21 protein-coding genes are annotated in these 26,080 nt (G+C 39.4%); 7 read left to right on the forward strand and 14 right to left on the reverse strand.

All coding sequences use genetic code 11. The annotated features are described in order from the left end of the window. Nucleotides 1-282: 282 nt before the first annotated feature. The 3 genes from KG708_RS05220 to KG708_RS05230 form a co-directional block, all read right to left on the reverse strand. A protein-coding gene (locus tag KG708_RS05220; RefSeq protein ID WP_213608406.1) for an IS3 family transposase occupies nucleotides 283-1,826 on the reverse strand; the annotation gives its coding sequence in 2 pieces (ribosomal slippage) (nucleotides 283-1,349 and nucleotides 1,349-1,826; 1,545 coding nt in all). 207 nt (nucleotides 1,827-2,033) lie between these two features. After that, nucleotides 2,034-2,999 carry an IS110 family transposase gene (locus tag KG708_RS05225; RefSeq protein ID WP_213608407.1) on the reverse strand — a complete coding sequence of 322 codons (966 nt, stop codon included), beginning with the start codon at nucleotides 2,997-2,999 and terminating at the stop codon, nucleotides 2,034-2,036. Between the two features lie 428 nt (nucleotides 3,000-3,427). Continuing rightward, the gene (locus KG708_RS05230) at nucleotides 3,428-4,435 is read right to left on the reverse strand and encodes a LacI family DNA-binding transcriptional regulator (protein ID WP_213608408.1); all 1,008 of its coding nucleotides are present in this window, start codon (nucleotides 4,433-4,435) and stop codon (nucleotides 3,428-3,430) included. A 280-nt stretch (nucleotides 4,436-4,715) separates the two neighbouring features. Here KG708_RS05230 and KG708_RS05235 point away from each other — a divergent pair, with 280 nt between their 5' ends. After that, nucleotides 4,716-6,965 (forward strand): TonB-dependent receptor, encoded by a 2,250-nt coding sequence (locus tag KG708_RS05235; RefSeq protein WP_213608409.1) that lies wholly within the window; start codon nucleotides 4,716-4,718, stop codon nucleotides 6,963-6,965. Nucleotides 6,966-6,999: 34 nt separating this feature from the next. On the opposite strand, the gene KG708_RS05240 is transcribed toward KG708_RS05235, so the two are convergent. The 3 genes from KG708_RS05240 to KG708_RS05250 are packed head-to-tail and all read right to left on the reverse strand — an operon-like array spanning nucleotide 7,000 to nucleotide 8,303. Then, entirely contained in the window at nucleotides 7,000-7,617 is a 618-nt protein-coding gene (locus KG708_RS05240; RefSeq protein ID WP_213608410.1) for a GDSL-type esterase/lipase family protein, read from the reverse strand. Beyond that, nucleotides 7,618-7,791, reverse strand: coding sequence for a hypothetical protein (locus tag KG708_RS05245; protein ID WP_213608482.1), 174 nt, complete (start codon nucleotides 7,789-7,791; stop codon nucleotides 7,618-7,620). It lies immediately after the preceding gene. Nucleotides 7,792-7,838: 47 nt separating this feature from the next. Beyond that, entirely contained in the window at nucleotides 7,839-8,303 is a 465-nt protein-coding gene (locus KG708_RS05250) for an NAD(P)H-dependent oxidoreductase (protein ID WP_213608411.1), read from the reverse strand. A gap of 97 nt (nucleotides 8,304-8,400) precedes the next feature. On the opposite strand from KG708_RS05250, the gene soxR reads away from it, so the two are divergent. Further along, on the forward strand, nucleotides 8,401-8,862 hold the full coding sequence (gene soxR / locus KG708_RS05255) for a redox-sensitive transcriptional activator SoxR (RefSeq protein ID WP_213608412.1): 462 nt from the start codon (nucleotides 8,401-8,403) through the stop codon (nucleotides 8,860-8,862). Here soxR and KG708_RS05260 read toward each other — a convergent pair whose 3' ends face one another. Together KG708_RS05260 and KG708_RS05265 are read right to left on the reverse strand one after the other, a co-directional pair. Beyond that, nucleotides 8,863-9,294 carry a DUF6795 domain-containing protein gene (locus KG708_RS05260; protein WP_301003270.1) on the reverse strand — a complete coding sequence of 144 codons (432 nt, stop codon included), beginning with the start codon at nucleotides 9,292-9,294 and terminating at the stop codon, nucleotides 8,863-8,865. Nucleotides 9,295-9,561: 267 nt separating this feature from the next. Continuing rightward, a complete protein-coding gene (locus KG708_RS05265) occupies nucleotides 9,562-9,915 on the reverse strand; it encodes a DUF1294 domain-containing protein (RefSeq protein WP_213608414.1) in 354 nt (117 codons plus the stop codon). Nucleotides 9,916-9,964: 49 nt separating this feature from the next. Between KG708_RS05265 and KG708_RS05270 the strand changes: the two genes are divergently transcribed. Continuing rightward, entirely contained in the window at nucleotides 9,965-10,495 is a 531-nt protein-coding gene (locus KG708_RS05270) for a hypothetical protein (RefSeq protein ID WP_213608415.1), read from the forward strand. 536 nt (nucleotides 10,496-11,031) lie between these two features. Here the strand turns inward: KG708_RS05270 and KG708_RS05275 are convergent. Both KG708_RS05275 and KG708_RS05280 read right to left on the reverse strand, forming a co-directional pair. Beyond that, nucleotides 11,032-13,149, reverse strand: a complete 2,118-nt coding sequence (locus tag KG708_RS05275; RefSeq protein WP_213608416.1) for a methyl-accepting chemotaxis protein — start codon at nucleotides 13,147-13,149, stop codon at nucleotides 11,032-11,034. A gap of 595 nt (nucleotides 13,150-13,744) precedes the next feature. Then, nucleotides 13,745-14,173: an organic hydroperoxide resistance protein gene (locus tag KG708_RS05280; protein WP_213608417.1), complete on the reverse strand. Its 429-nt coding sequence runs from the start codon at nucleotides 14,171-14,173 to the stop codon at nucleotides 13,745-13,747. A gap of 129 nt (nucleotides 14,174-14,302) precedes the next feature. Between KG708_RS05280 and KG708_RS05285 the strand changes: the two genes are divergently transcribed. The 4 genes from KG708_RS05285 to KG708_RS05300 all read left to right on the forward strand — a co-directional run bounded on the left by KG708_RS05285 (nucleotide 14,303) and on the right by KG708_RS05300 (nucleotide 19,699). Further along, nucleotides 14,303-14,764 carry a MarR family transcriptional regulator gene (locus KG708_RS05285; RefSeq protein ID WP_213608418.1) on the forward strand — a complete coding sequence of 154 codons (462 nt, stop codon included), beginning with the start codon at nucleotides 14,303-14,305 and terminating at the stop codon, nucleotides 14,762-14,764. A gap of 379 nt (nucleotides 14,765-15,143) precedes the next feature. Next, nucleotides 15,144-16,490, forward strand: a complete 1,347-nt coding sequence (gene astB / locus KG708_RS05290) for an N-succinylarginine dihydrolase (protein ID WP_213608419.1) — start codon at nucleotides 15,144-15,146, stop codon at nucleotides 16,488-16,490. A 258-nt stretch (nucleotides 16,491-16,748) separates the two neighbouring features. Next, entirely contained in the window at nucleotides 16,749-17,429 is a 681-nt protein-coding gene (locus tag KG708_RS05295; RefSeq protein WP_213608420.1) for an SDR family oxidoreductase, read from the forward strand. Between the two features lie 182 nt (nucleotides 17,430-17,611). Further along, on the forward strand, nucleotides 17,612-19,699 hold the full coding sequence (locus tag KG708_RS05300) for a bifunctional diguanylate cyclase/phosphodiesterase (protein WP_213608421.1): 2,088 nt from the start codon (nucleotides 17,612-17,614) through the stop codon (nucleotides 19,697-19,699). A gap of 26 nt (nucleotides 19,700-19,725) precedes the next feature. Here the strand turns inward: KG708_RS05300 and KG708_RS05305 are convergent, their stop codons facing one another. From KG708_RS05305 to KG708_RS05320, 4 genes are all read right to left on the reverse strand, one after another. Continuing rightward, nucleotides 19,726-20,523 carry a response regulator gene (locus KG708_RS05305; RefSeq protein ID WP_213608422.1) on the reverse strand — a complete coding sequence of 266 codons (798 nt, stop codon included), beginning with the start codon at nucleotides 20,521-20,523 and terminating at the stop codon, nucleotides 19,726-19,728. Between the two features lie 120 nt (nucleotides 20,524-20,643). After that, nucleotides 20,644-23,571 carry a TonB-dependent receptor gene (locus KG708_RS05310; RefSeq protein ID WP_213608423.1) on the reverse strand — a complete coding sequence of 976 codons (2,928 nt, stop codon included), beginning with the start codon at nucleotides 23,569-23,571 and terminating at the stop codon, nucleotides 20,644-20,646. 255 nt (nucleotides 23,572-23,826) lie between these two features. Next, on the reverse strand, nucleotides 23,827-24,642 hold the full coding sequence (locus KG708_RS05315; RefSeq protein ID WP_213608424.1) for a TlpA disulfide reductase family protein: 816 nt from the start codon (nucleotides 24,640-24,642) through the stop codon (nucleotides 23,827-23,829). A gap of 328 nt (nucleotides 24,643-24,970) precedes the next feature. Continuing rightward, on the reverse strand, nucleotides 24,971-25,990 hold the full coding sequence (locus KG708_RS05320; RefSeq protein WP_213608425.1) for a transposase: 1,020 nt from the start codon (nucleotides 25,988-25,990) through the stop codon (nucleotides 24,971-24,973). Nucleotides 25,991-26,080 lie beyond the last annotated feature (90 nt).

Raw genomic sequence — 26,080 nt, forward strand, 5'->3', positions numbered from 1 at the left:
CTGGTAAATTACTGTGTGTGTTAGTCAGTGAATCCTGAGTTTAGAGTAGAACAAACACCATTGCAATCGTTTGCATTTTAAATTTAACAATTAATATACATGCATGCTAGGTTCTTATATGGACTCCCCGAAAATGTCAAAAAGAAAAAGTTAAAATAAATTTAGATGCTAGCTTATATACGGGCTCAAATTGAGGAGCTACCTCTGGCCTCTTATGTATTCGCACCTTCATGACTTTTCTGTTGCGGAGTTTTTCAAGTTAGTTGTCGCCTCAAGTTAAATTTATGCCGCCCGCATTTCTTCTTTTTTCTCAGGATTCAAATTTACTTCGTTTATCATTGACCAATCTCGTGACTTTCCTGACCAACGACTTGGATTATTCAATTTAGCAGCATCGTTTACCTGCTGACGCTTGGCTAATATCTCTTTATCTAAACCTGAATGACGTTGATTTGGCGTCACAAATTTTATACCACTGTGTAGGTGCTCATTGTTGTACCAATCAACGAACCCGCTTACCCATTCCCTTGCTGCGCTTATATCTTCAAATGCCTTTTCTGGGTATTCTGGGCGATACTTTAACGTTTTAAATAACGACTCAGAGTATGGGTTGTCATTACTTACTGACGGTCGGCTAAATGATGGCACAATGCCTAACTCCTGTAATGTTGCCAACAATGTCGCGCCTTTCATTGGGCTGCCATTATCTGAGTGTAACGTAACCTGCTCTCGCTTTATATGCTCTCGACTACAAATATCCTTCATTAAATCTGCGGCTAATTCACTTAATTGTGTGTCGTGAATCTGCCAACCGACAACCTTTCGACTAAAAATGTCCATCACTAAATATAAGTATAAAAATTGCCCCTTTACGCTCGTTGGTAAATAGGTGATATCCCAGGTATACACTTCATTTGCACGCACTGCCTTCAATGCTTTTGGCTTCTTCATCGGCTTAGCTGGCTTTACTTTTTCTCTATGTGTTAATAGGTTATGTGTCTTCATGACACGATAAAATGAGCTTTCAGACGCTATCCATATGCCGTTATCAAGCAGCTTGGGGACTATTTTACTGGCCGGTAAATGCCCATATTCAGCTGAGTTAACCGTAGTAATAATACGCTGGCGCTCTAACTCTGTGAGACGGTTTGGCGGCCGTTTTATCGTACTCGTTCGCTTGTCAGTCATACTGTCAGCTTTACTCCAGCGTTGAACCGTTCTTACTGTCAGCCCAAGTAACTCACATGCTTTTTCTTTCCTTGCCCCTGAATCCTGCGCATTTGTAATAAGCTTTATTAATTCATGTCGCTCAGCCGATGTTGTTAATCGTCCTCGTTGAGACCCCAGAGTGCATCCGCTTTTTTTTTAAGAATAAGCAGAGCGGCTGCTTCAGCCAAGGCTTTATTTTTACGATTCAGTTCTTTTTGCAGCTGTTTTATCTCTTGCTTAAGCTGTTTACTGTCTGAGTTTACTGCTTTATTTGAAGGTGCTGTTGCAAAGCTTTTCTTCCATTGCTGAATATGATGCGGGTAAAGCCCTTTATTACGGCAGTATTCATTAATAGCTGCTTCATCTAAATGGCCGCAGTCAATAATCGCGCTGAGTCTTTCTTCAAAACTCCAGTCTTGTGGTCGTTTTTCTGCTGTCATTTGGCTACCCGTCTGGTGTGTTTCAAGTTGATGTTTTTTTGCAAGTGCTATCCAACGTTGTAACGTTGAATAACCGACACCTAAATCATCTGCAATATCTTCTAGGCTATCATCACATTGAGATAATGCTTTTTCAACTGCTTGAACTTTAAATTCTTGCGTAAATCTACGTCTCATTTTTATCTGCCTCTGCTAAATATTAGAGGCGACAACTATCCTGACACAGGGGGGTTGAGCAGTTTATGAAACTTCAGACCCTAACAGTCTATTGAAGGTTGGTCTTACCTATTTTAAGCGCTCTTTTTTGACAAATTTTAAGCCGCAAGTAATTTCGGCTGATATTCTTTATTATGCTTTTGCATTGCAAAAGCCGTTCTTATCGTTTTATTCGCTAAAGCAATCGCTGCTACTTTTTTTCCTCGACGTTCGGTTAATGCTTTTAACCATACATCTTTTCACTGCGACTTTCTCTTTTTCTAGTTGGGAAACAACAGCTAATGCACCTTTAAACAAAGCACTTCGCAGCTTCTTATTTCCTATCACTTTAGATATCGAGCCTATTTTTTCTTTACCACCACTGCTATGTTGTACAGGTGTCAAACCAAAGCAAGCGGCGGCTTCTCGACCACTTTTGAAATGTGTCGCATCACCTAGTGCTATTTTTATCAAGACTGCACAGACTGGACCGACTCCCTCCAAGGCTTGTAAGCGATTACAGGTTTTATCTTCTTTAACTATTTCATGCAGTTGTTTTTCAATCTGCTTTGCTTCTTCAATTATCTCCTTAAAGCGTTGAAAAAGGAGGTCAATTGAAAAGCGAAATGAGGATGTTAAACTATTTTCTGCGTCTTCTAGTATCTCTGGTATAGCGCGAATTAATGGGGTATCACCTTGAGCTATTGGGTACCCTAACTCCAAAAGCAAACCTCTGAGTTGGTTACTTAAACTTACTTTTTGTTTGACCAATAAATCACGCATACATTCAATGCCTTGCAGGCATTGCTCCTGCACTGAAAGTAATCGGCTTTCTTTAATATGAGGCTGGCGAGCGGTAACAGAAATAGCCAGCGCATCATTAGCATCTGTTTTTTGTCCTTGACGAAACGCTTTTACTTGTCGTGCATTAACTGCTTTTACTTGGTGACCAGCTTGTTTAGCAAAGCGTGCCCAATAATGTGTTCCGCCACACGACTCCATAGCAACTAAAGATTGCTTCTCTTTAATTAATAATTCTTTAAGTTTAGCTCTTGTGATTGCTTTGTTATAAATAACGTTTCCATTTTTATCTGTTTTACAAACCTGGAATAAATTTTTTGCTAAATCAATTGCGATTACATTACAATCAAACATGTATGGGCTCCTTGGTAAAAGTTTAGTTGCTTATTACGTTACTCCTGAGGGAAGTGGGAGTCCATACATCTGTTGACCTTTCAAGGTTAAATTTGCAGCAGCCTATTTGGTATTTAGGCAAGGCAGAGCCTATGAAGTGTGGTTATTCCCCATAAATAGGCGATAACGCAGCATTAATGCCAAACAGGCGCTGCCCGAAGGGTTCTGCCTAGGGACGATTAACTCTTTGTTGCCTACATGGATGTAGGTAAGGGGCGTGAGCAGGACGCGGAAGCTTTGCTCGGTTTTTACTTATTCTTACATGGATGTAAGCCAGTAGAATAACGCAGGAGCAGTTATCGAGCCCACTAGGTTACAAACCTCTTGGGACGATTAAACCGCCCCTAGTTTGAACAAATTGTAATCCGAAAAGGTTAACAGACCCTAGATTAACGTTTGCTGGACTGACGAGTAATTAATTCTATATCAATAACTTGTGATTCAACTTTTTCACCTGAAAACTGTTGTATTAACTTTTTAACTAACAAAGTCGCAGCAAATTGGGTGTTTTGTTTAATTGTAGAAAGGGAAGGATGACTAATATCAGCCATGGCAATGTCATCAAATCCAACCAGTGCCACATCGTTGGGAATACTCACATAGCGCTCTTTCAGCGCTTTCATCGCCCCCAATGCAACCATGTCACTACAGGCCATAATCGCGTCAAAATACAACCCTTTTTCACGTAATAACTGATTAATTGCTTGATACGCAGAGCGACTGGTAATATCAATGGATATAACATGCTGCTCAAGCTTATGGGTAGCAAGTGCGGCCGCGTAACCACGATGCCGTTCACTAATTTCACCATGCTCAGGATCGCCTAAAAATAGAATATTTTTAGCACCGTGCTCTATTAAGTGAGTACTCGCTTGCAACCCCCCTAAATAGTTATCGCTGCCAACAATAGGATAATTACTTTGGGTTTTTGGATCTCCCCATACCACTAAAGGAATACCTGCATCGGCAGCTGCTTCTATATTAGTTTGGTTTTTTCCTTGCCCTACAACAATAATACCATCTGCTCGGCGTCCATTAATAAAGTAATTTGCCCAGTCACCTTGCGCCATTATCGAGTTAGATAATAACAGCTCTAAACCTTGTTGATTAAGCGCTAGATTAATTTCACTCACTACTTTAAGTAAAAATGGATCACCAATTGATTGCTCAGTTTGCTCATCAAGATTAATAATAACGGCAACAACATTGGTCTTTTGCGTACGCAAACGGCTAGCCGCCGTGTTAAGGCTAAAATTATGTTTTTTTGCAAGCTGCTGAAGCTTGTCGCGGGTTTCTTGCTTAATGAGCGGGTTATTATTCAGCGCGCGCGAAACCGTTGAGGTAGACACCCCAGCAAGCTTTGCTAAATCAGCTAATTTAATTTTTTTATTATTCATAAAACCCTAAACGCGCCACTGCGGCTGTTGCTATATCTAACTTGCTGACAATATAGCATTATTATTTTTTACTGGCTTGCCCATTAACTTAAAAATTACGCTCTTGTGTAATTACGCTCAATAAAACAACAGCCCTTATTAATAAATAATTTACAAATAAACATTGCAAACGTTTGCATTTATCTCTAGAGTTTCAATTTATACAGCCTGTTTACATTAAAATTTAATCAATCTCGCTGTAATACACACTGTTTAACACACTAAAAACGGGATCTCACACATGAAATTCAATAAAGCAAAAAGCATGCTAGCCTGTGCAATTACTTTAGCCCTAAGCACACACGCTGCTCTTGCAGCAGAACAAGCAAACGAAAAAAAAGTTGAGCGAATTGTCGTTTCTGGTACACCCGCAGGTGTTGGGATCAGAAAAATTGATGCCAGCTATGCTGTGACAAATATTGATGCTGGGCAAATAATTAAACTATCACCTAAAAGTACGGCCGACTTATTTAAAGCAGTTCCCGGTGTGTGGGTTGAAAGCTCTGGCGGTGAGTCTGGTGCCAACGTATTTGTGCGTGGTTTTCCAGGAGGGGGTGATGCGCCATTTTTAACACTCAGTATTGAAGGCTCGCCAGTTTACCCTGCGCCTACTCTTTCATTTTTAGAAAACTCATCGTTATTTAGAATCGATGAAACGATTGAAACAATGGAAGCACTGCGTGGTGGCCCTAATCCTGTGCTATCCAATGGTCAGCCTGGTTTAACAACCAACTTTAGATTAAAACGTGGCAGTGAAGATACTCAAGGCTTATTTAAATACACCACATCAGACTACGACTTACAACGGGTTGATGCTGTAGTAAGTGGTGAAATCACCGACGACCTATATTTTATGGTAGGCGGCTATGTTAAAAGCTCACCGGGTATTCGTGATGCTGGCTTTACCTCAGAAAAAGGCAGCCAATTTACAATTAACATTACTAAAGAGTTAGACAATGGCGAGCTTAACTTTTATACCCGTCAAACAGACGATCACGGTGCTTGGTACTTACCCACCCCGTTAAACGTGGACGGCATTGATGCCCAGTACACTCAATTGGGTACACTTAACCGTCAAGCAACAATTTTTACCGGCCCCAATGCGCAAGCTCACGACATTGACCTAGGTGATGGCCGTGGTTGGGATGGTCATGTTTCAGGCGGTAGCATTAAACTTGAATTTGATAATGGTTGGCAATTTATTGACCGTTTTAATATTACTAAAGGCGATGCCAATACATTTGGCCTAGTACCTAATGGTTCAGCAACAACGATTAGTGAAGTGGCCGACAATGGCCAAACGGCATTCGGTGCTGTAACTGACACAGAATACGCTAGTGACACTGCGATTCAGCAACTGGGTCGCTGGGTAGTATTAAAAGAAATAAGCTCGTTTACTAACGACTTAGCTTTTTCAAAGCAATTTGGCGATTTATCGGCCACTTTTGGTTATTACACCGCAAGTACATCTGCGAGCGATTGGTGGAGCTTAGGTAATACGGCGTATCATGTACTGGAAGCCGGTGGTGAGTCATTAAATGGTATTGAATGTAACCAAAGCACTGACGGGTGTGGTTTTAATTACGATATTAGCTCAACAGGTGATGCTCGCACCGATGCTTTTTACTTTACAGGGCAATACAAATTTGCAGATGCGTTTACGCTTGATTTAGGTGTACGTAAAGAAAACCATGATGTGCAGTACAGTGTTGATGAAGACCTTGACGGTATTATCACTAAAACTGTTGATTACGATGAAAGTAAAACCTCATGGACAACCGGTTTAAACTATTCAATTAATGACGACATGGGCGTGTTTGCCCGTGTTAACCGTGGTTATAAAATGCCATACTTTGATGACTTTAGAGATAACTTTGGCGCATACCAAGGGGGTGAAAAACTGATTAAAGAAGTAACGCAGGGCGAACTAGGCTACAAGCTTATTTCAGACTCTACCGACTTCTACGCCACCTTTTTTGTCAATGAAGTAAAAGGAGATACCTTTGTAAGTCGCCCGGGTGTGCCAGCTGAAATTTTAACCAACGAAGCGTATGGTGTTGAACTTGATTACAACTTTAATCATGAATCTGGCTTTTCTGTTAATTTAAATACCACATTACAACAAACCGAAATCACACAAAGCCCTGCAAATAAAGGTAACGACGCACAGCGCCAGCCTAAATGGCAAGTACGCGTAACACCAAGCTATGACTTTGAAGTAGACGGCATGTACGCCACACTCTATGGTACTTTGTCAGCAGTAGATGACCGCTTTGGTAATAACGAAAACACCGTGACACTCGATGGCTACGAAAAAGTTGACTTAGGTTTAATTGTTGAACCAATGGAAGGCATTAAACTGCAATTAGCCATTGATAACTTAACCGACGAGCAAGGTATTACCGAAGGCGACCCACGTAATGCCGACGCCCCCAATGGCCGTTACATTATGCCGCGTACAACACGCTTAAGCGTAAGCTACGAATTCTAATTTCTCCCTGTATCAATACCCAAAGCCGCAGTGGTTAATACACTGCGGTTTTTTTTATTATAGGTGTCAGCCTATTAGCAAGCTCTCCATGCGCACTAACGGGTAAGTGTATGCCCTCTTTCTTGCAAGATTGTATCAGCGGATAACAATCTAAAAATTCACACGTGTGACGATCAGCGACAGCTTTGAACTCAATGGATAATTGTTCCGCTTTTTTACCTGCACCTGCGTAAATACTTTTATAACTTCCCACTTCATGAACCTTGGGCGGGCTTATAATGATTATCTTTGGTATTGTTTTACAGTGATAAAATGCTTTAATGGCTGAAATTAACTCCTCAAGCGCTTTGCCAATATCGATAGCAGACAGCGCAAAACGCGCTTTTAAATCATTGGTGCCAAGCTGAATAATAACAACATCAACAGTGTGAGCTTCCAGATACGGTTTTAAATATTTAATCCCTGACTTATCACCATTAAAAGGCGGATCCTTCACTAAAGTACGATTAGGTTGCCCCGCTTCAATCACTTCAAAGCCGATACCCAACTGCTGCTTTAATAAAATAGGCCAGCGCTCTGTTTCGCTCAGCCGCTTCCCATCAACAGGAGAGACTCCAAAAGTATTAGAGTCACCAAAACACAAAATATTCATTTAAAATGGATTCACTGTGTAGCCTTGCTGCTGTAACGGCGCTTGGCTTAAATCAAATTTATGCTCAGGTACATTATAAAAATAACCATAGTCTTTAACCACAGGCGCAGGCTCTGCAGCAAGAGTGCCAAAGCCAGCTAAAAGTAAGCTTGAGCCAATAAGTAACGTTTTCATACATCATCCTTTTTACTTTTTGTTTAGCCTAACGCTATTTAACGTGATTAACGAGCCTGAACATGTGAATGTGCTTTAAAAGTCATTCCTAAATAATTAAAGGTATGTTTAAACATATCGATAAATGCGTCAGGCGCTGAGGGAGATGCAGCATTAGAGAGCAGTGAAAACTGCTTTTGACGTAAAGTTCTAAGCTTAGGTTTTAACGCCTCATCATCCATGTAATCTGTGATCCTATCCATAAATGCTTTCATTTGTGGCGTGGTGTTATACCAGTACACAGGGGATGCGAACACCCAATGTTCGTAGCGAAGTAACACTTCAAACAAATTATAAAAATCATCATTGTGATACTCCTTATCGTAGCGATAAGGTGAAATAACATAATCATCTAAACAAAAAACAATGCCGCATTGTTGCTTACTATAGGCGTTAACTTGCGCAGTAGTATTACCGTTTTTACGACCACTTGAATATATGATTGCAATATTGTGTGCTGATTTTTCTTGCATTGGGTTAGCTCCTTTTTTATGATGGCGCAAAGCTTAAAACCTCAAGTTAAGTTTAGGTCAATAGGTAATAATTAAATTTTTAAAAGGAATTAAAGTGATGACGGTACAACAAAAAAAGCTCACTGAAGCCAACTTAACGGTGGGTTATGTTGCTAAACGCAGTGGTGTAAAAGTATCTACACTGCACTTTTACGAAAATAAAGGGCTAATACGCAGTTGGCGAAACAATGGCAACCAACGCCGTTATAAACCTGATGTACTAAGGCGAGTCGCGGTTATAAAAGCAGCACAAGCGATGGGGATCACGCTCGAAGAAATCATACAAACTCTAGCAGCGTTACCAGAGCAGCGCACACCCACCCAAAAAGACTGGTCTGCACTTTCAAAACAATGGCAAGCACAGCTTGATGAGCGCATTGCTTATATGCAACGTTTACGCCAGCGGGTAGATGGCTGTATTGGCTGTGGGTGTTTATCAATGAGCAAGTGCCCAATTTACAACAAAGACGACCACTTAGGTGAAACCCAAAGTGGTGCCATTTTGTTAGAGCGAGATTAGTTAAATTTTACATGCACCATATATTGTAAAAAAGTGCTCTGATGCTTCTTTTATAGGTATGTCGTATGTTTGTGGCGCTTTGGCAATATCGCACTCTAAGTAAGCGAGTAAGTTTTTTAGGGTATCACTCTTCTCGTGCATAGAAACTATGGTATACCATAAAACAACTCCCTCAGGCGTGCCATTTTCTAAATAGATATGCTGATGCAATGATTCATTATCAAACATGTTTGCAGGCTTACTTGTTCTAATTGTTTTTGCTTTGAAGTTGAAAAAACCATTATCATCGGTTATTGCTTCATCTTTATATTCATCACCATAAGTAAGCGAGCGTACAACCTTTGTATTTGCAACAGGCTGCCCTTTATCTAATAATTGCCCTTTTACCGGAGCCGATAAAACAAAATCCTGCTTATTAAAAAAACCAAACATATCTGCACACGCCTGTGTTGTACTAATACTGAATATGATTTTAAAAAGGAAAATTTTTATAGTTCCTTTCATGGTTTAAGCCCTAAAGTAAATGTTAAATATAAAACAGTACTTAGATTCAGAACATAGCAGAGAATTTTTTAAATTGCTCATTACTCTACCTCCATGCAGCCGTAAATGAGATATTTTTAACACCGCTAGCGTCTGAATTACCTCTCAAAATGATTAAGTATTATTGCGTATGGATACTATCTTGCATAGTTGTTTTTATACGCTATTAATGTAACTCAGTAGACACAGATTAATTACTATACATCCCCATAAAACTATTATAAATCTGCTTCTTTGCGACTTATGTCGCAGCACTTGCTGCGCAAAGAGTCCACCCGGCCACCCGCCAATTAAAGCCAAAAAATGCAAATGTCGTTCGGGTATACGTCTGACTTTTTTATAGTTTGATTGTACTGCCTTTCGTTTATCCCAAGCGTAATATAAAAATGTTATACCGCTGATCAAAGAAATATATATAGGTAGGTACATTTCAACTTGATTATTTAAATAAGCTAACCACAATAAGCAAATAAACACACTAGAAAATATAATTAAGCTACTTTTTATCAAAAATAATCGCCTATAATGAAATAATAAAAATAAACATCAAGGTTAAATTATGACATATTTAAAAGCCATGATGCTGCTGTTATCACTCTCTATATTCAGCATTCATGCAAATAGCAAAACAGACTCACTAGCGCCAGAACTTGAGATATTCGCGCCTTACTTAGGTACGTGGCAAGCCGATTTTAATACACAAAAAGGTGAGGCCAGCATTCAAGATGTGAGCAAATGGCAGCGAACCCTAAATGGAAAAGCGATTCGCATTTCGCATGCTATAAACGAAGGTGAGTATGGAGGAGAGTCAATGATTTTTTATGATCGTAAAAAACAATCTCTCGTTTTCTATTATTTTACAACCGCGGGTTTTTACACTAAAGGCATTATAAAAGTATTGAGCCCAACACAATTTGTTGCCTACGAAGATGTTACAGGCAGCCAAGAGGGCATCACTAAAGTTAAATCAACCAATGAATTTAAAGACCAACAATTTGTTGTATCTACTTCTTATTTAAAAAAAGGTGAATGGACTAAACCGCAAATTCGCACCTATTACCCCAGTAAGAAAGAAGTGAAATTTAAATAGGTAGAACCTTTAAATTTCAATAGAGTACGTTAGGGGCTCCCCGAAGAGTTCTGCCTAAAGAACAATTAATTTTTTGTTGCCCAAGTCGAGGTGATAAGGACGTAAGCAGTGCACGTTTGGCATTTATGCTTTGTTGTCGCCTATTTATGGAGAATAAACTACATGGACTCTGCCTTTGCTAAAAACCAAACGCACTGCTGCAAAATCAACCTCGAAAGATAAACAGAGCCTAGTTAGAAAACAATTTCCTTATCGTTAAAAAAGACCCCGTGTCATAAGTGTTATCGTAAATTTATATAATACAATTACTATATCAATTGCTTTAAATTAGTGGACTATTGTAGCGATAAAGAAATGACTCGATAACAAGGCGAAAATTATGATAAAAAGTTGTTATATATAAATAATTTTTAACGCAGATAGCGGGTTATTAGTACGCTAGATTGATCATGTTTTTAATAAGACTGGCACTAGTTAACAAAGAAGCGGCTAATCTAACTTAGCCGCCTTTTTCGTCTAACATCAGGATTTGATCTTTAAGTTTTTAACTTATTAAGCTCAGCATCTTGTTGTGCAACCAACTTATTGAGCTCTTCACTACTGTCGCCCGCCTGAGCAGATAAATCAGAGAGCTGAGAAGCCGCGTCAGAAATAATTGTTAAGTTACGATTTATTTCTTCAGTTACCAGACTTTGCTCTTCTGCAGCGGTAGCAATATGAGTGATTTGATTCGTTATTTCATCGACTTTAACAACCACACTGTGCAGTGTATCAAAGGCAATTGAAGTTTCATCAACGGCACTTTGTGCACGCACAACGCCTTGTTCAATCACGGTTGATGCATTCCCAACTTCTAATAACAAACTATCAATAAGGTTGCTTATATCATCAGTAGATGAACGAGTTTTAGACGCTAAAGCACGGACTTCATCGGCAACAACTGCAAACCCACGCCCATGCTCCCCTGCTCTTGCAGCTTCGATGGCGGCATTGAGTGCCAATAGATTAGTTTGTTCAGAAATTGTGCGAATCACATCTAAAATTTGCGTAATATCATTACTACGTGAGGCCACTTTTTCAACTGCTTGATTAGCTTCTTTGATCTCCTCAGACATGGTTTTAACTTGCGTCATTGCAGAGGATAAACTCGACTCACTACTAACTACCAAGGTATTAATTTCATCGGCTTGTTGTGCAGACTGCTCAGAAGCCTTAGCCACCTCAAGTGCGGTTGCGCTCATTTCGTTCATTGCAGTTACAACACTTTCAATTTCTTTAAACTGTGCTTGCACGTTGTGATTAGTTTCAACGGCAATATTAGAAGTAACCTCACCTTGATGCTTAGTCCGCTCCGAAACCCCTTTTAGTTCACAAATTAGCTCACGAAGTTTTGATAAAAACTTATTAACTCCTTCAGCTAAGGCAATCAGCTCGGCATGGCTATCAACGTGGACTGTTTGGGTTAAATCTCCTTCTGAGCTGGCTAAATTATCAACCCGCTCCTGAATTTGTTTAAGCGGGGCAACTACACTCATGACCACAAGCTTCATAACAATAAATGCTAATACAGCTATCACTGCACCGGTGATCAAAATAATTACGCCAAGCTCTTGTGCCGCTTCAGACATACCAGCAGCAAGTTTGTTAGGTCCTTCAAAGGCGAGTTTTTCAGGTACTTCTATCAACAGCATCCATTGCATACCCGCTAACTTTATTTCAATAGGGTAAGACACCATCGTCTCAGCGCCTTGCTTATTTACACCTGCCGTACCTTTAAGCGTGCTGTAATTTTTATATGCTTGTTCGCTAACCGCTTCTTTTATAGGGCGGCCTAATTTGTCTTTATAATGGCTCGTCCCAACAATTAAACCTAAATGACTCAGTAAGGTTACTTTTGCTTCGCCATCGTAAAGCGCTTTTGAAAGCTCTTCTGTTAGTTTTTGAAAAACAGGTAATGTAATATCTGCGCCTGTTACCCCAACAAACTGGCCTGATTTAATAATAGGCACAACTAAGGAAGTCATCATCTCAGAATAACCTGGCGTTATTTCATATAGATAAGGTTCCATAATACAAGGCTTTAACTTGTCTTTTGAACATAAATACCACTCGGCCTCACGCAGCCCAAACTCATTAAGCTTATCAATATATTTCTCAGCTTCATCTTCAACAACTTGCTGCTCAACAACACCATTTTCATTTTTAGTGAAATAGATCTCTAAAGAACCAGCGCCGTCAACAGAGTGATCGTACCCTTGGGTAAAATAACTATCTTTGCCATCAAAGCCATTTTTTTCAAACTGTGAGTAAATACTAGAAATCACATCGTTGCTTTCTAGTATTGAGCGATTTAATAGAACAACAGACTCTCTGTTTATGGATGTTTTGTCGGCGTCTTCTAAAATACTGCCAAGAGTATAAGGGATCCGAAAGGCTTCATTAATAAATGCTGAAATTTTCTCACCGTATGCGGCTGCATTTGCGGTTAAGCGACCATCTACTTCACTGACAATTAATGTTTCCGCCTCAGAAGAGGTTTGTGCATTACTTGATGATAATTTAGACCACAGTATGCCTGAAAATAGTACCACTGTTAAAAGTATGCTTCCTACGCTTATCCACAATAACTTTTTTGCTAACGCTACTTCCCGCATTAAAATTACCTTACTTTATCTATGTATTTTTTAGTTTAGACCAATTTAAACAACATACTATTTATTGCTGAAAAAATTATTCTAAGCCGCATTAATAGTCAATATTAGTAAAATCCTTTTTATTAATTGTTATGCTAATTGCATTGGATACGTGCTCAATGGTAACAATAAATAATTCAATAATTTTAGACGATATTAAAAAGTTATTTATTTCATTACTCGATCCATATTTTTAAAAGATTAGTATTAGACCTGCTAACCTCTAGAAATTAAATTTTCAGCACGGTGTTTATTTTAAAAATGAGCGCTAACCGAGTAAATATCAAACAAAGGGCTCTGTATGAATACTTTCGTTTGCTCTTAACGCTCTTTTATTTACATAGTGTATACATTAAAGCTAAAAACACTGTTCCAACCAGTCGGGTATTAAACAATTTACTGGGACATAACGCTAAAAGCTTACTACGTTACGTTTTGTTACGAAGTAAAACATGGTTATTTTTAATACACTCTTAATAAATCTATCAGGTAAGTGTGACATTAATAATGCAATCGAACATTGATTCACTCATGTGTTTTTATTAGGATCTGAACATTAGATTATAAACAACTCTACCGCCACATTTCCGCGAGTTGCATTTGAATATGGACATACTTGATGTGCTTTCTCTACCAAGGCTTGTGCCGCTGCTTTGTCCATATCACCTAGTGATACAGCCAATTTTACAGCAATACCAAAACCGGCATCAATCGCACCAATAGACACTTCAGAGTTAATGTAAGTGTCGCTTGGTAACACAATTTTTTCGCTACCCGCTACAAATTTAAGTGCACCAATAAAACAGGCAGCATAACCTGCTGCAAATAATTGCTCTGGATTAGTGCCTTGTCCATCGTCACCACCTAACCCTTTAGGCGTTGATAAGTTAACATCTAAACGACCATCATCCGATTTAGCAACGCCTTCACGTCCGCCTGTTGCCGTTGCTTTTGCTGTATAAGCTACATTTTGTAACACATTCATAGTGAACTCCTGATATTAAAATTTTAAAGTCTATTGTTTTGCATGCAAAATAATAAACCACCTAAACTTCATTTGCAAATATTTTGCATGCAAACTAAAATACTATGTATTAAAATAAAGGATAAAATGATGTCGTTTGAACAGTTAAAATTAAAAAATCAGTTATGCCATCGTTTATATATGGCGTCCAACAGCATAGCCCGTGCCTATCGAGAACCTCTAGCTGAGCTTAACCTTACCTATCCTCAGTATGTTGTTATGATGGCGCTGTGGGAACAAGATGAAGTAACCATCGCTGCGCTAATAGATAAAACCGCAATTGATGGTGGCGCACTTACTCAAATATTAAAAAAAATGACCGACAAGTCACTACTTAACGTTATAAAAGACGAACACGATAAGCGTAAGCGTTTGGTGCGACTGACTCACACGGGTCAATCTTTAAAACGTAAAGCTGCCGACATCCCAAAAAGGATTTTTTGTAAATTTAAAAGTATTAATACAACCCAAGCACAGCAATTAATGCAGTTACTCGATTTAATCGTTAACGACTTAAACACTCAGACTGAAGATGAAACTTTCGATAGCTAAAGGCAGTCCCAAGTTAGTGCAAACCTAGCGTAAATTTATCTAATTTGGTGCTTACGCTTTTTTATAGTTTTGTTATATAAAATTAACTTATTGATTATTATTCATAAAATATTCAATTAACAATTGGCATACTTCTTCCTAATATTTAATTGTCGTTAGTTACACCAAGGAAAAAATTATGTCTAATTTATACAACACTCTTTATTTTTTATGGCGCTTAGATATCACAGTGTGGCAAGTTAATGAGCCAACAAATACGCATACCACCAGTGAGAAAGAGCGTATCTACTCGCGTTAAAAACTATTTTTGAACAGACTTTGCAAGCTAAGTCATAGCGTTGTATTGTAAAAGACTATTTAATTAGTTAGTGGAACGTGTATGCATGCTTTAGAAGTTAATTTTGACGGCTTAGTCGGCCCTACTCACAACTACGCAGGTTTGTCGTATGGAAATGTTGCCTCGTTAAACAACGCGGCGAGCTTTTCAAATCCGCAAGAAGCAGTATTGCAGGGCTTGGCTAAAATGAAAGCCATGCACGATAAAAGCTTAACCCAAGGGGTATTTGCGCCTCATGCTCGCCCAGATTTAAATGCACTGCGGCGTTTAGGGTTTACTGGCAACGATGCACAAGTCATTAATAAAGCCTTTAAAGCCGATCCTATTTTATTGCGCGCCTGTTACTCTGCCTCAGCCATGTGGACCGCTAATGCAGCCACCGTATCGCCTTCACCTGATACTAACGACAGCAAAGTGCACTTCACTGCGGCTAATCTAAATAATAAATTTCATCGCTCTTTAGAGCCAAACACCACTACACGTTTGCTTAAAGCGATGTTTAATAACGAACAATACTTTGCACACCATTCACATCTGCCTGAGCAAGGCTTTTTTGGCGATGAAGGCGCAGCAAACCACACTCGCCTGTGCGACAGCCATGGTGAAACCGGGCTAGAATTATTTGTATTTGGTGCAAGTGCCTTTAACAGTCAGCTTGTTAAACCCGTTAAGTTCCCTGCAAGGCAAACTTTGGAAGCGTCTGAAGCCATTTGTCGATTGCACAATATAAAAGATACCAGCCAAATACTATTACAACAAAACCCTGATGTGATTGACCAAGGGGTGTTCCATAATGATGTAATCGCGGTGGGTAACGCCAATGTTTTATTATGCCATCAGCAGGCGTTTTTAAATCAAACGCAAGCATTAGATGATATCCGCGAAGCCTATGTAGGTAACAAACAGCTTTATATTATTGAAGTGCCAACCAACAAAGTGAGTATTCAAGATGCTGTCAGTAGCTATTTATTTAATAGCCAATTAGTAAGCTTAAACGATGACAACATGCTTTTAGTTGCCCCCCAAGAATGCCAGCGTAACTGCGCCGTAAAAGCGTATATTGAAGAAATAATTATTGCTGATAACCCAATAAATCAAGTACAGTTTTTTGATTTACGCCAAAGCATGCAAAATGGCGGCGGACCTGCTTGTTTGCGTTTACGTGTGGCGCTTAATAGCCAAGAACTAGCAGCGGTAAATCCAGAGGTTATTTTAAATGAGCAAAAGTACGCCCAATTATGTGATTGGGCTACGCGCCATTACCGCGATAAACTCGGTGCTAACGACTTTGCCGATCCAGCGTTACTAACCGAAAGCTACCAAGCCCTTGATGAGTTAACCCAGTTACTTAGCTTAGGCTCGGTATACCCATTTCAACTAGAAGCTTAATTGCTTTCGGCTACTAGGGTTTGAAACATACGTTCAAACCCTTATCGCTAATCTCTCTAAATTCAATTAAGGTTAAGTTTATATAATTATACTTATAGCTTAACTATTCAAATACATATGATTCTATCTATTAGGGTAATGAATTACTCCTGATAGCATGCTTAAACGACATTACTGTCACTCAATTAACCCTAACTAACTCATTTAATTGAGTCTATACACTCAAGCTTGGCAGAATTCCAAAAAAGGAGACAAACCATGGCAACACAGAAAGTAATTTTAATTACCGGCGCATCGAGCGGCATTGGCGAGGCAACCGCTAAAACATTAGTTAATAATGGCCACAAAGTGATATTAACCGCGCGCAGCGAAGATAAACTCAATAAACTAGCTGACGAGTTAGGCCATGAAAATGCATTTAGCGTTTCAGCAGATGCCACTGAATTTAATGAACTTGAGAATGTAGTGAGTAAAGGCGTTGAAAAATTTGGGCGATTAGACGCAGCATTTGCTAACGCAGGCATGGGCGTATCATCACCTGGCACCGAAAATGGCGACCCCAATGAGTGGTCAGCCATGATTGACCTTAACATCAAAGCGTTACTGTGGACCGCCAAACTCACTTTGCCTCACTTACGTGAAAACCAAGGGCATTTTATTTTAACCAGCTCTGCAGCAGGGCGAAGACCCATTGATGGCTCTATTTATGGTGCGACTAAATGGTTTGCCCATGGCTTTGGTCAAAACCTTGCAGAAGAAATGAAACCTTGGCATGGCCGATGTACAACCATAGCCCCAGGCATGGTGAATACACCATTTTTTGATGAAGCAAAACCAGATAAGCTCGCCCCTCAAGACGTGGCCGATGCAGTTTTGTTTGCCATTGAAGCTAATCAGCGTAATAGCGTACGCGAAATCTATTTAATGCCCACCAACTAATAATAAAATGTAAAGGCCAATGTTTATTGGCCTTTACTATAAAAGTGCTTACCTGTGCTTTATTCAAATCACTATCTATTCAATCAATAAAAAATCACTTATTGAAACGCCGCTTACCATGCTAAATCACAACTTTATGTCTATTATATAAAGAAAGTAATTCAATAACTGGAACCCATTTAATGGCTCCCAATAAAACTAATAATATGTCAGCTCATCAATATGTTACTAATGACCCGTTGCATCAACTTTTTGATGCTGTCGATTCTATTTCAGTACAAGGTTACGATGAGCAACGACGTGTTATTTATTGGAATAAAGGCAGCGAATTACTTTATGGGTATACACACCAAGAAGCCATTGGCAAAAAACTCGAAGATTTAATTATACCCGCGCCAATGCGAGAGCCCGTTATTAAAGCGCATAGTAATTGGATTAAGTATGATACTGAAATTCCCGCATCAGAACTCACTCTTAAAAATAAAGCGGGTAATCATGTAGCTGTATTTTCAAGCCATGTTATGTTTACCAATCAGTACAATACCAAACAAATGTACTGTATTGATATTGATCTGTCTGAGGTTCACAAAGCACAAGCAGAAGCCGTATTTAATGCCACCATGCTCAAAACTTTATTTGAGGCAATTCCTGATTTATTTTTTATACTAGAGCAAAATGGCACTATTACTGACTACCATGCAAATAATGAAAACGATTTATATATTTCACCTAACCAGTTTATTGGTAAAAAAATGGTGGATGTATTACCTGAAAAAGTAGCGCAAAAATTTCAGGTTCATATAGAAAAAACGATAACCCAAGACAGTATGGTCAGTTTTGAATACGAATTAAGCATGCCTGAAGGCGTAAGCTATTTCGAAGCTAGAATTCGCCTATTACCTAAAAAAAATAAAGTTATGGTGATTATTCGAGATATAAGCGAACAATATCGCTCAGCTGAACTTATCCGTCATCAAGCTCTCTTTGATAATTTAACCGATTTACCTAACCGTTTTTTATCACTAGACCGCTTGTCACAAATATTAATGGAAGTACAAAAGAGCAACGAAAAAGCTGCGGTGTTCTTTTTAGATCTTGATGACTTTAAAAAAGTAAATGACTCTTTAGGCCATGAAGTGGGCGATAAACTATTAATTGCGGCAGCAGCTAGATTACGGCAAACACTCAAAAAAAGTGACACTGTAGGTCGATTAGGCGGTGATGAGTTTATTGTTTTGATATCCAGCTTAAACGACGAAAATGATGCTTTAGCGATTGCTGAGCGATTACTTCAAGCATTTAGGAAACCCTTTAAACTTGAAGGGAGAGATTTGATACTCACTCTGAGTATTGGTATAGCCATTTCCCCTAAGGACGGCACCTGCGCCTCGGTGTTGTTACGAAATGCCGACACCGCTATGTACCAAGCAAAAACCATAGGGCGAAACACGTCCTCTTTTTTCACCCCACAAATGAACGTCGCCATGCGCCGCCGGTTTGAAATAGAAGAGCAAATGCATGGTGCACTGGAGCGTAATGAATTTGAGCTTTATTACCAACCACAAATAGATGTAAAAACACACACCATCGTTGGCGCTGAAGCCTTGCTTCGTTGGCATAATATAGTGTTAGGGGAGATCACCCCTGATGAGTTTATTCCTATTGCAGAGCAAACCGGCTTAATTATGCCTATTGGTGTATTTGTTCTTCAACAAGCCTTACGCTTTTTAAATGAATGGCAATCAATTAACAAACAAAACTATACCATGGCGATTAATTTATCGCCGCGCCAATTCAGAGACCCTGATCTGGTTAATATAATTAAACACACTCTGCATAAAAATAGTATTAATAATGAATGCTTAGAGCTGGAAATTACAGAAGGGGTGCTGATGAATAGCCAAGCGTCAATTCATGATGCCTTATTGCAAATTGATGAGCTGGGCATAAAACTTTCAATGGACGACTTTGGCACAGGCTATTCGTCATTAAGTTACTTACGACAATACCCCTTTGATGTGTTGAAAATTGACCGTAGCTTTATTACTGGCATAACAGATAACAAGGCCGACTGTAATTTAGTTAAGGCAGCTATTGCCATGTCACACAGCCTAGAAATGAAAGTCGTTGCTGAGGGGGTAGAAACCAAAGAGCAGCTAGATTTACTCAACGAGCTAAACTGCGATATTGCTCAGGGATTTTATTTAAGTAAGCCCTTGCCGGCCGCCAAGCTGCTCAATTTTTCATTGCGTTACTTAAAAGCACTTTAGTAAAAAAGTGCTTTTATAGTTATGTTTTAGCTCATGATTTTAAAGAGTAGATCGCGCACCGTAGCAGGCTCAAACGGTTTGTCACATATTGCATCCACACCCGCTTGAGCAATATTAGCTAAATGGGTATCGTTAGCCTGTGAGCTCACCATCAAGATTGGAATATGCGAGTACGCATTCGATTGCCTTACCGTTTCAGTTAATTCTTTACCATCCATTTCTGGCATATTGTAGTCTGTAACAATTAAATCAAATGATTGGCTGTTTAACATTTCAATTGCTTGTTTACCGTCTTCGGCCTCTACCGGTGCTGGAATTCCCATCCCCGCGAGCACACGTATTATGTGTTTTCGCGCAAAACGGCTGTCATCAACCACAAGCACTCTAAGAAGCGTCACATCAAAGTGCTCTAGCTCCACTTCTTGCTCGCTAATAATATCCAAAGTAGCTTTAAGCGCTCGGGTTATTTCGTCGGCACTAAAGGGTTTAGGTAAAATCGCTAATACTCCCGACTGCCTAAGTTGCTCTAAATGGCGCTTATTACGCTCGCTCGACACCAGCATAAATGCCTGTTGCTCGGTATTACTATTACTGCGTATTGCCTGTAATAAAGAATCAGCCGTGCCATCACTTAAGTACATGTTGCTAATTACCAAATCAGGGTGATAATTTGATAAAACAGCAAGTGCGTTTTTTTGAGTGCTGGCCGTTTCAATTTGTGTAACCCCACACTGAGCCAGTGATTTTTTTATTAGCTTTTGCTGAACATCAGAAGGCTCAACTAATAAAATAGATAAGTTGGCTATTGCCGTTAAATCACTCATTTCAATCCTGTTAATATTAATTCTATAATTTTTATAACGCTCATTATAAAGTAATAACTTACAAGAAAAAGCTAAAACAGCAACAAAACAGCTTGTTTACCCAAACTCAACACACTCAGCTTAAAAACGGTAGTTTATGCCCGCATAATAACGTCTTCCCGAATAGCTTGAGTTTAATAACCGAGACTCAGTGTCATTACCTAGGCGCTTTACCGACTCAGATTTAGTTAAATTAATAACTGCAGCGGTCAAGCTCAAATCCTCTAATAAATTAATCGAAGCATTTACATCAACTTGCTCGTATGGGTCTTGGTATACATTTAAGCCGCTGTTTAAACCCAACACGGTTTCACCGCGTTTATTATAAGAAGCACGAATATTAAAGGCCTCTCCCTCATAATATATCGAGGTATTGTATTGATACTTAGCACTGCCTATTAGTGGCGATTTACCAAACTCTTTACCATCCACTTCGACAGCGGCTTTATTGGTTTTGTTATAAGTGTAGTTTGCATAAAAACCAAAACCACTATCAAAGGCATGCTGTATAAATACTTCCGCCCCTTTAGATACGGCATCAGTGCCATTACCTACTGTGCTATATGGCGATACGGTAATATTTCCTGCCTCAACTATGCCCTCTTTACCAGAAAAATCTTGTTGTACGTCAATGACTAAGGGTACAACAAAATTATCAACAGTTTTATGAAACAGCGCTAAACCAATGGCGGAGCCTTCGCTGTAATAATATTCAATAGATAAATCAGCTTGCACCGACTCAAATGGCTTTAAGTTTTTATTACCGCCACTGCCACTAAAACCCGGAATTTCATTAAACTCAGCTCTATCGTCTGCCCACTCATCTGAGACAAACGTAATGCGTTGTTGTGCACCTAAATCGCCATAATCTGGTCGTGACATTACTTTAGCAACTGCGCCGCGCACCACCACATCATCACTTATATCCCATGCAATATTAAAGCTAGGAAGAATTTGAGTATAGGTACTCTCTTGAGTAATAAGTTGATAGTCTTCAACAAATCTATCATCTCCGGTTACCGGCTCGCCGGTGTCATCATTGGTATGATCTAATAAATAAGTATATAGGTCGGTTGATGATGTCATGGTTTTAGTGCGTACCACGCGCACCCCTAAATTACCGCGCACGCTATTAAACTCAAAGTCACCTTGCAGATAAAACGCCGCTATTTGCTCTTCAATATCATAGATAAAGTTATCTTCTTTGCGTGTATACGGCACATAATCACTGGTCACAATGTCACGATATTTTTGCCAATCAATACCAGGCATTTGGTTTATATTAAAACCACCAGCAATGTTACCTTCGTTAATAAACACATCTTGTGCTAGTGGCATACCGTTATTCCACTGATAACTGTCAAAACGTGTGATCCCCCCCTCGCTGGCCTCTGCTGCAGCAATATCAAAATTAGGATCTAAAAAGAAGGTATTACCAGTTTCGCGATGCAGTGTAGCTTCTCGGTACTTTACGCCGGTTTTAATTGTTCTTAAAATGCTCCAATCAGTATAAATATCAAAGTCAGCTTGGTAGTAATCTTCTTCGAGTTCACTACGCACAAAACTTGAATTTGACGAGCCCGGATCGCGCCCACCGCCCACACCATTTAGTAAGTTAGCTAGCGTATTAGGGTCTATATTTAAACTAATATCGTTTTCATTAATTTGCCAACCCGCTGTTTGCGATGCATTTTCTATACGGCTTTCATTTTCACCGGCGTTTGAACTTTTATACGCCGCTTCCCAACTCTCCTTTGGCCCGCCTTCAGAGCGCGTATTACCTGCCACAAAACGGGCTTTAAAATAATCGCCTTCGTAGGTTAAATTAAAATCAAAGGTGTCTGAGGTCGACTCTTCAAGCACATAACTGCCTCGCATCCAAGGCAATTGCATATCATTTTGCACGCCACCAGCGGTAGCATCAAATTGCATTGCATTAATAATACTGCCTGACTCGTCCAAACTTACATCGGTTAAAAAATCAGGATTTAAAGACCATTCAGGTATATCAATCACCGACTCTGTTCTATTTTTATCAAGTGAAAAACCAAAATAGTTAAAGCCAATTTCAACACGGCTGGTTGGGCGCCACTGCGTGCTAAATTGTACCCCTTCTCGCTCACGTAATTCGTTTACAATTGAGCCACGAACCACTTGAGGAAACCAAACATTGTCATAACTATTACCCTGAGCATCGCTTATTGAGCCCCACTGATTATTATTATCAACCGGCGCGCCATTTACATCGACAGGGTTTTCACCCGTAAAGCGCCACACATTTGCATCTGTGCCACCAGAGAGTGTCCGGTTGGTGCGTTTTTGTGAGGTATAACCAAACAATACGCCAAAGGTATCGGCCTCGTTCTTCCAAGAATAAAGCGCGGTTAACTGCGGCTCAGATTCTTCAGTCACATCGGCATAGGTGCTTTCAATGTTAATTACCCCAGAGTTTGCCTCCATACTCAGCGGTTTACGACTATGCATTAATACCGTGCCGCCTACGCCCCCCTCATCTAAACGTGCCTCTGGCGATTTATATACTTCCACGCTTTCAATCATGGCAGAGGGAAGTAATGCATAATCAAATGAGCGAGACGGCTCACCTGGTGATGACGCAATAAAATTACCATTTAGCTGAGTAAAGGTTAGCTCAGATGATAACCCCCTAATACTTACCGATGAGCCTTCGCCTCCGTCACGGTCAATCACCACGCCAGGTACGCGTTGTAATGAATCAGCGACATTTTTATCAGGAAACTTACCAATATCTTCTGCTGTTATGGCATCAACCACAGAGCTCGATAAACGCTTTATATCTAAATTAGCCGCCATACTGGAACGAATACCACGCACCTCAATCACTTCCATATCTTTGCTTTTTAATGTTTTATCTTCTGCTTCATCAGCATATGCATGATTGATAACAGATAGAATAGAAACGCATAGCGTTGATTTAATAAAAAGTGGAAGAGAGTGATGTGCAGCGTGAGTTATCCGATGAGCAGTCATAGTTTTAACAGTTCCATTTAAAATACAGTTAATACTTAAAAATGAGTGTACCGGCTAAAGCTGATACGAAAAAAGTAGCTGTATTTTACACAACAAAACTTAATAGTTTGTTAATGCAAACTGATAAGTAACTGAATACTTTATCAATAAATAGTCAATTCGAATAAAGGTAGGAAGTAAAGCAGCAAAATTGCTATTTAGCTGCTTATTAAAAGGGCATAAAAAGGAATGACGCGATTAAACAGCAATACACCGCTATTTTTTATCACTAATAGCCTGAATATAATAGTCTAAACTAGCATGAGAAAGCTCTCCCATATGGCTGGTGACTAACTCACCTTGGCTATTATAAAACAAAGTGGTTGGTAAGCCCGCAGCACCTGATTCGCGACTCACATTACTGCTTTGGTCAAAAAATACATGGTTGAGGTCGAGTTGTTGTTCATCAAGAAATGCTTTAACTGTGTGTAAATCTTCGCCCTGATTAACAAACGCAACGGTAATATGTGGGTTATTTTTTTGAGCAGCCTGTAGCACCGGCATTTCTTTTCGACACGGCGGACACCACGACGCCCAAAAGTTAATCACCACCGGCTTACCTTTAAAGTTTTGAAGGTTAATCTGCTGCCCTTGCATATTATGCACAACTGATTGTGGTAACTGCACACCCGTTTGGTAAATCGAAAGTGCAAAATTTGGAATGATCATTGAACAGAAGCCAACCCCCCCTGCAATAGCGTAGCTTTTAATTACAGCTTTTTTACCCCGCGCATATAACGCTAAAACAATTATACCGCTGAACCAGCCATAATAAGGTATAAACCCACCATCACTAATATTAATCAGCTGCCACCAATTTCCTTGATAGCTATCCCACATCGTAAGCACAAATGCTAACCGAGAGACTAAAAACCCCACCACAATTGCTTTAAAAACCGTGTCTAAAATCACTTTTTGCAATGGATTTTGCCGTGTTAATAAATACGTTAGCCCCCAAAAAATACCTAACCCTAAAAAAATAATTAACTGAGAAACAGAGATAACCAAAGGCCCAAGAGAAATACTTAACATTACTAGCGTCTTATTTAGTGTGTTTAAATACTAAATAAATCGTATTCAAACGTTAATTAATAAAAAGAGAATAACATAACACTTACTTAATTTTTTAATGAGAATGCTTTTATTTTAGGGCAGGCATAAATTATTGCTCAAAATCAGCTGCTTTAAATTTCATTGATAATATAAACATGTTTGCATGTCAAAAATCACATGATTTATAAATATTCGCTAAGTTATTAAGTTATTAAGTTATTAAGGTACTAAAGTGAAATTGCAGGCAGGTGAAATTAAACGCGCATACTAAACGTTTAAATAATAAACAGACCTAGACTGGTTGGTTTTAACCGGTGCCTTTGTACCACTTCATGTCGTTTTTTGCAGCGTGCAGTTTTAAGCGCTGCGGGGCGCCGGCAAAATGTGAATATTGGCGTCTAAAATGTTTTATTGAATCCATCCATACTGCTTCGTCCACGCCTAAGGTTGTGAGTATTTTGGGAGTACTGTTATCAATATGCCCTGCTTTTTGTGGGTTTATTTGCCTGCCACTCCAATCGACTAATGCTAAATAATCACTTAAGGCAAAGGGGATTGCGTGTTCAACATGGTTACCTGCAAATGGCTTTAATTGTGCAGGCTGAGCTAAGTGTTGGGAGTCATCTTGTTTTTTATTAACGTTAAACGTGTTGTTATTGCTGTTGTTATTGCTGTTGTTCTGTAGTGCTTGAAAATGAAGAATGCGCTCTTGTATTGAGGTGAAGTCGCTGTGTTCAAGGCTATCGGCAGCTTTTGCTCTGATAGGGTTTAGGTCTACGTACGCCATGCAGCGTATAATTGATGCATGGTCTAAAAGTCCTTGCGATTGATAGCGCCCTTCCCAGTATTTACCTGTGCAGTTATCTTCTTTATTTGCTTCACGCGCAATATGCTCATTTAGGTTTTTCATGTACCAGCTAATGTCGTACAGCCGTGCTCGCCATGTTGCAATGATTTCATCAAAATGACGCCTGCTTATGGCATCTAACTGTTGGCCTTGTGTATGTTGGTCTACAAGTAAGTGGCCGCGGTACAACTTATACCAGCGAGTAATAACCTCATCGTCACTCCAATTCAGTGCATGTGCACGATTAACTTTTACAACAAGGTGGTAGTGGTTACTCATTACAGCGTAGGCGGCAATGTCTATGGCAAATATGGTACTTAAATGCTTAATCCGCTCAATAAGCCATGTTCTGCGGTGGTCAAAGTTTTTACCCGAATAAGGGTCGTCACCACATAAGTAGGCTTGCCTTACACATCGAGCAGTTAAGTGATAATAAGATGTTGAGGCCAAATCAATCAGGCATTTTCTCGCTCTTGTCATGCTAATAACCACTATTTTAACTGGATATAATAACAGTAGTTTAGTTTGGGTGTTTTACAAATTTTTTATGACTGTCTTACCTTATTATTT

The sequence above is a fragment of the Pseudoalteromonas sp. genome (assembly GCF_018402495.1).
Classification (GTDB): domain Bacteria; phylum Pseudomonadota; class Gammaproteobacteria; order Enterobacterales; family Alteromonadaceae; genus Pseudoalteromonas.

Excerpts from the sequence above, each read along its gene's own strand:
- KG708_RS05225 (WP_213608407.1), bottom strand. The coding sequence starts at position 2,999 with ATGTTTGATTGTAATGTAATCGCAATTGATTTAGCAAAAAATTTATTC.
- KG708_RS05230 (WP_213608408.1), bottom strand. The coding sequence starts at position 4,435 with ATGAATAATAAAAAAATTAAATTAGCTGATTTAGCAAAGCTTGCTGGG.
- KG708_RS05235 (WP_213608409.1), top strand. The coding sequence starts at position 4,716 with ATGAAATTCAATAAAGCAAAAAGCATGCTAGCCTGTGCAATTACTTTA.
- KG708_RS05240 (WP_213608410.1), bottom strand. The coding sequence starts at position 7,617 with ATGAATATTTTGTGTTTTGGTGACTCTAATACTTTTGGAGTCTCTCCT.
- KG708_RS05245 (WP_213608482.1), bottom strand. The coding sequence starts at position 7,791 with ATGAAAACGTTACTTATTGGCTCAAGCTTACTTTTAGCTGGCTTTGGC.
- KG708_RS05250 (WP_213608411.1), bottom strand. The coding sequence starts at position 8,303 with ATGCAAGAAAAATCAGCACACAATATTGCAATCATATATTCAAGTGGT.
- soxR (WP_213608412.1), top strand. The coding sequence starts at position 8,401 with ATGACGGTACAACAAAAAAAGCTCACTGAAGCCAACTTAACGGTGGGT.
- KG708_RS05260 (WP_301003270.1), bottom strand. The coding sequence starts at position 9,294 with ATGTTTGGTTTTTTTAATAAGCAGGATTTTGTTTTATCGGCTCCGGTA.
- KG708_RS05270 (WP_213608415.1), top strand. The coding sequence starts at position 9,965 with ATGACATATTTAAAAGCCATGATGCTGCTGTTATCACTCTCTATATTC.
- KG708_RS05275 (WP_213608416.1), bottom strand. The coding sequence starts at position 13,149 with ATGCGGGAAGTAGCGTTAGCAAAAAAGTTATTGTGGATAAGCGTAGGA.
- KG708_RS05280 (WP_213608417.1), bottom strand. The coding sequence starts at position 14,173 with ATGAATGTGTTACAAAATGTAGCTTATACAGCAAAAGCAACGGCAACA.
- KG708_RS05285 (WP_213608418.1), top strand. The coding sequence starts at position 14,303 with ATGTCGTTTGAACAGTTAAAATTAAAAAATCAGTTATGCCATCGTTTA.
- astB (WP_213608419.1), top strand. The coding sequence starts at position 15,144 with ATGCATGCTTTAGAAGTTAATTTTGACGGCTTAGTCGGCCCTACTCAC.
- KG708_RS05295 (WP_213608420.1), top strand. The coding sequence starts at position 16,749 with ATGGCAACACAGAAAGTAATTTTAATTACCGGCGCATCGAGCGGCATT.
- KG708_RS05300 (WP_213608421.1), top strand. The coding sequence starts at position 17,612 with ATGGCTCCCAATAAAACTAATAATATGTCAGCTCATCAATATGTTACT.
- KG708_RS05305 (WP_213608422.1), bottom strand. The coding sequence starts at position 20,523 with ATGAGTGATTTAACGGCAATAGCCAACTTATCTATTTTATTAGTTGAG.
- KG708_RS05310 (WP_213608423.1), bottom strand. The coding sequence starts at position 23,571 with ATGACTGCTCATCGGATAACTCACGCTGCACATCACTCTCTTCCACTT.
- KG708_RS05315 (WP_213608424.1), bottom strand. The coding sequence starts at position 24,642 with ATGTTAAGTATTTCTCTTGGGCCTTTGGTTATCTCTGTTTCTCAGTTA.
- KG708_RS05320 (WP_213608425.1), bottom strand. The coding sequence starts at position 25,990 with ATGACAAGAGCGAGAAAATGCCTGATTGATTTGGCCTCAACATCTTAT.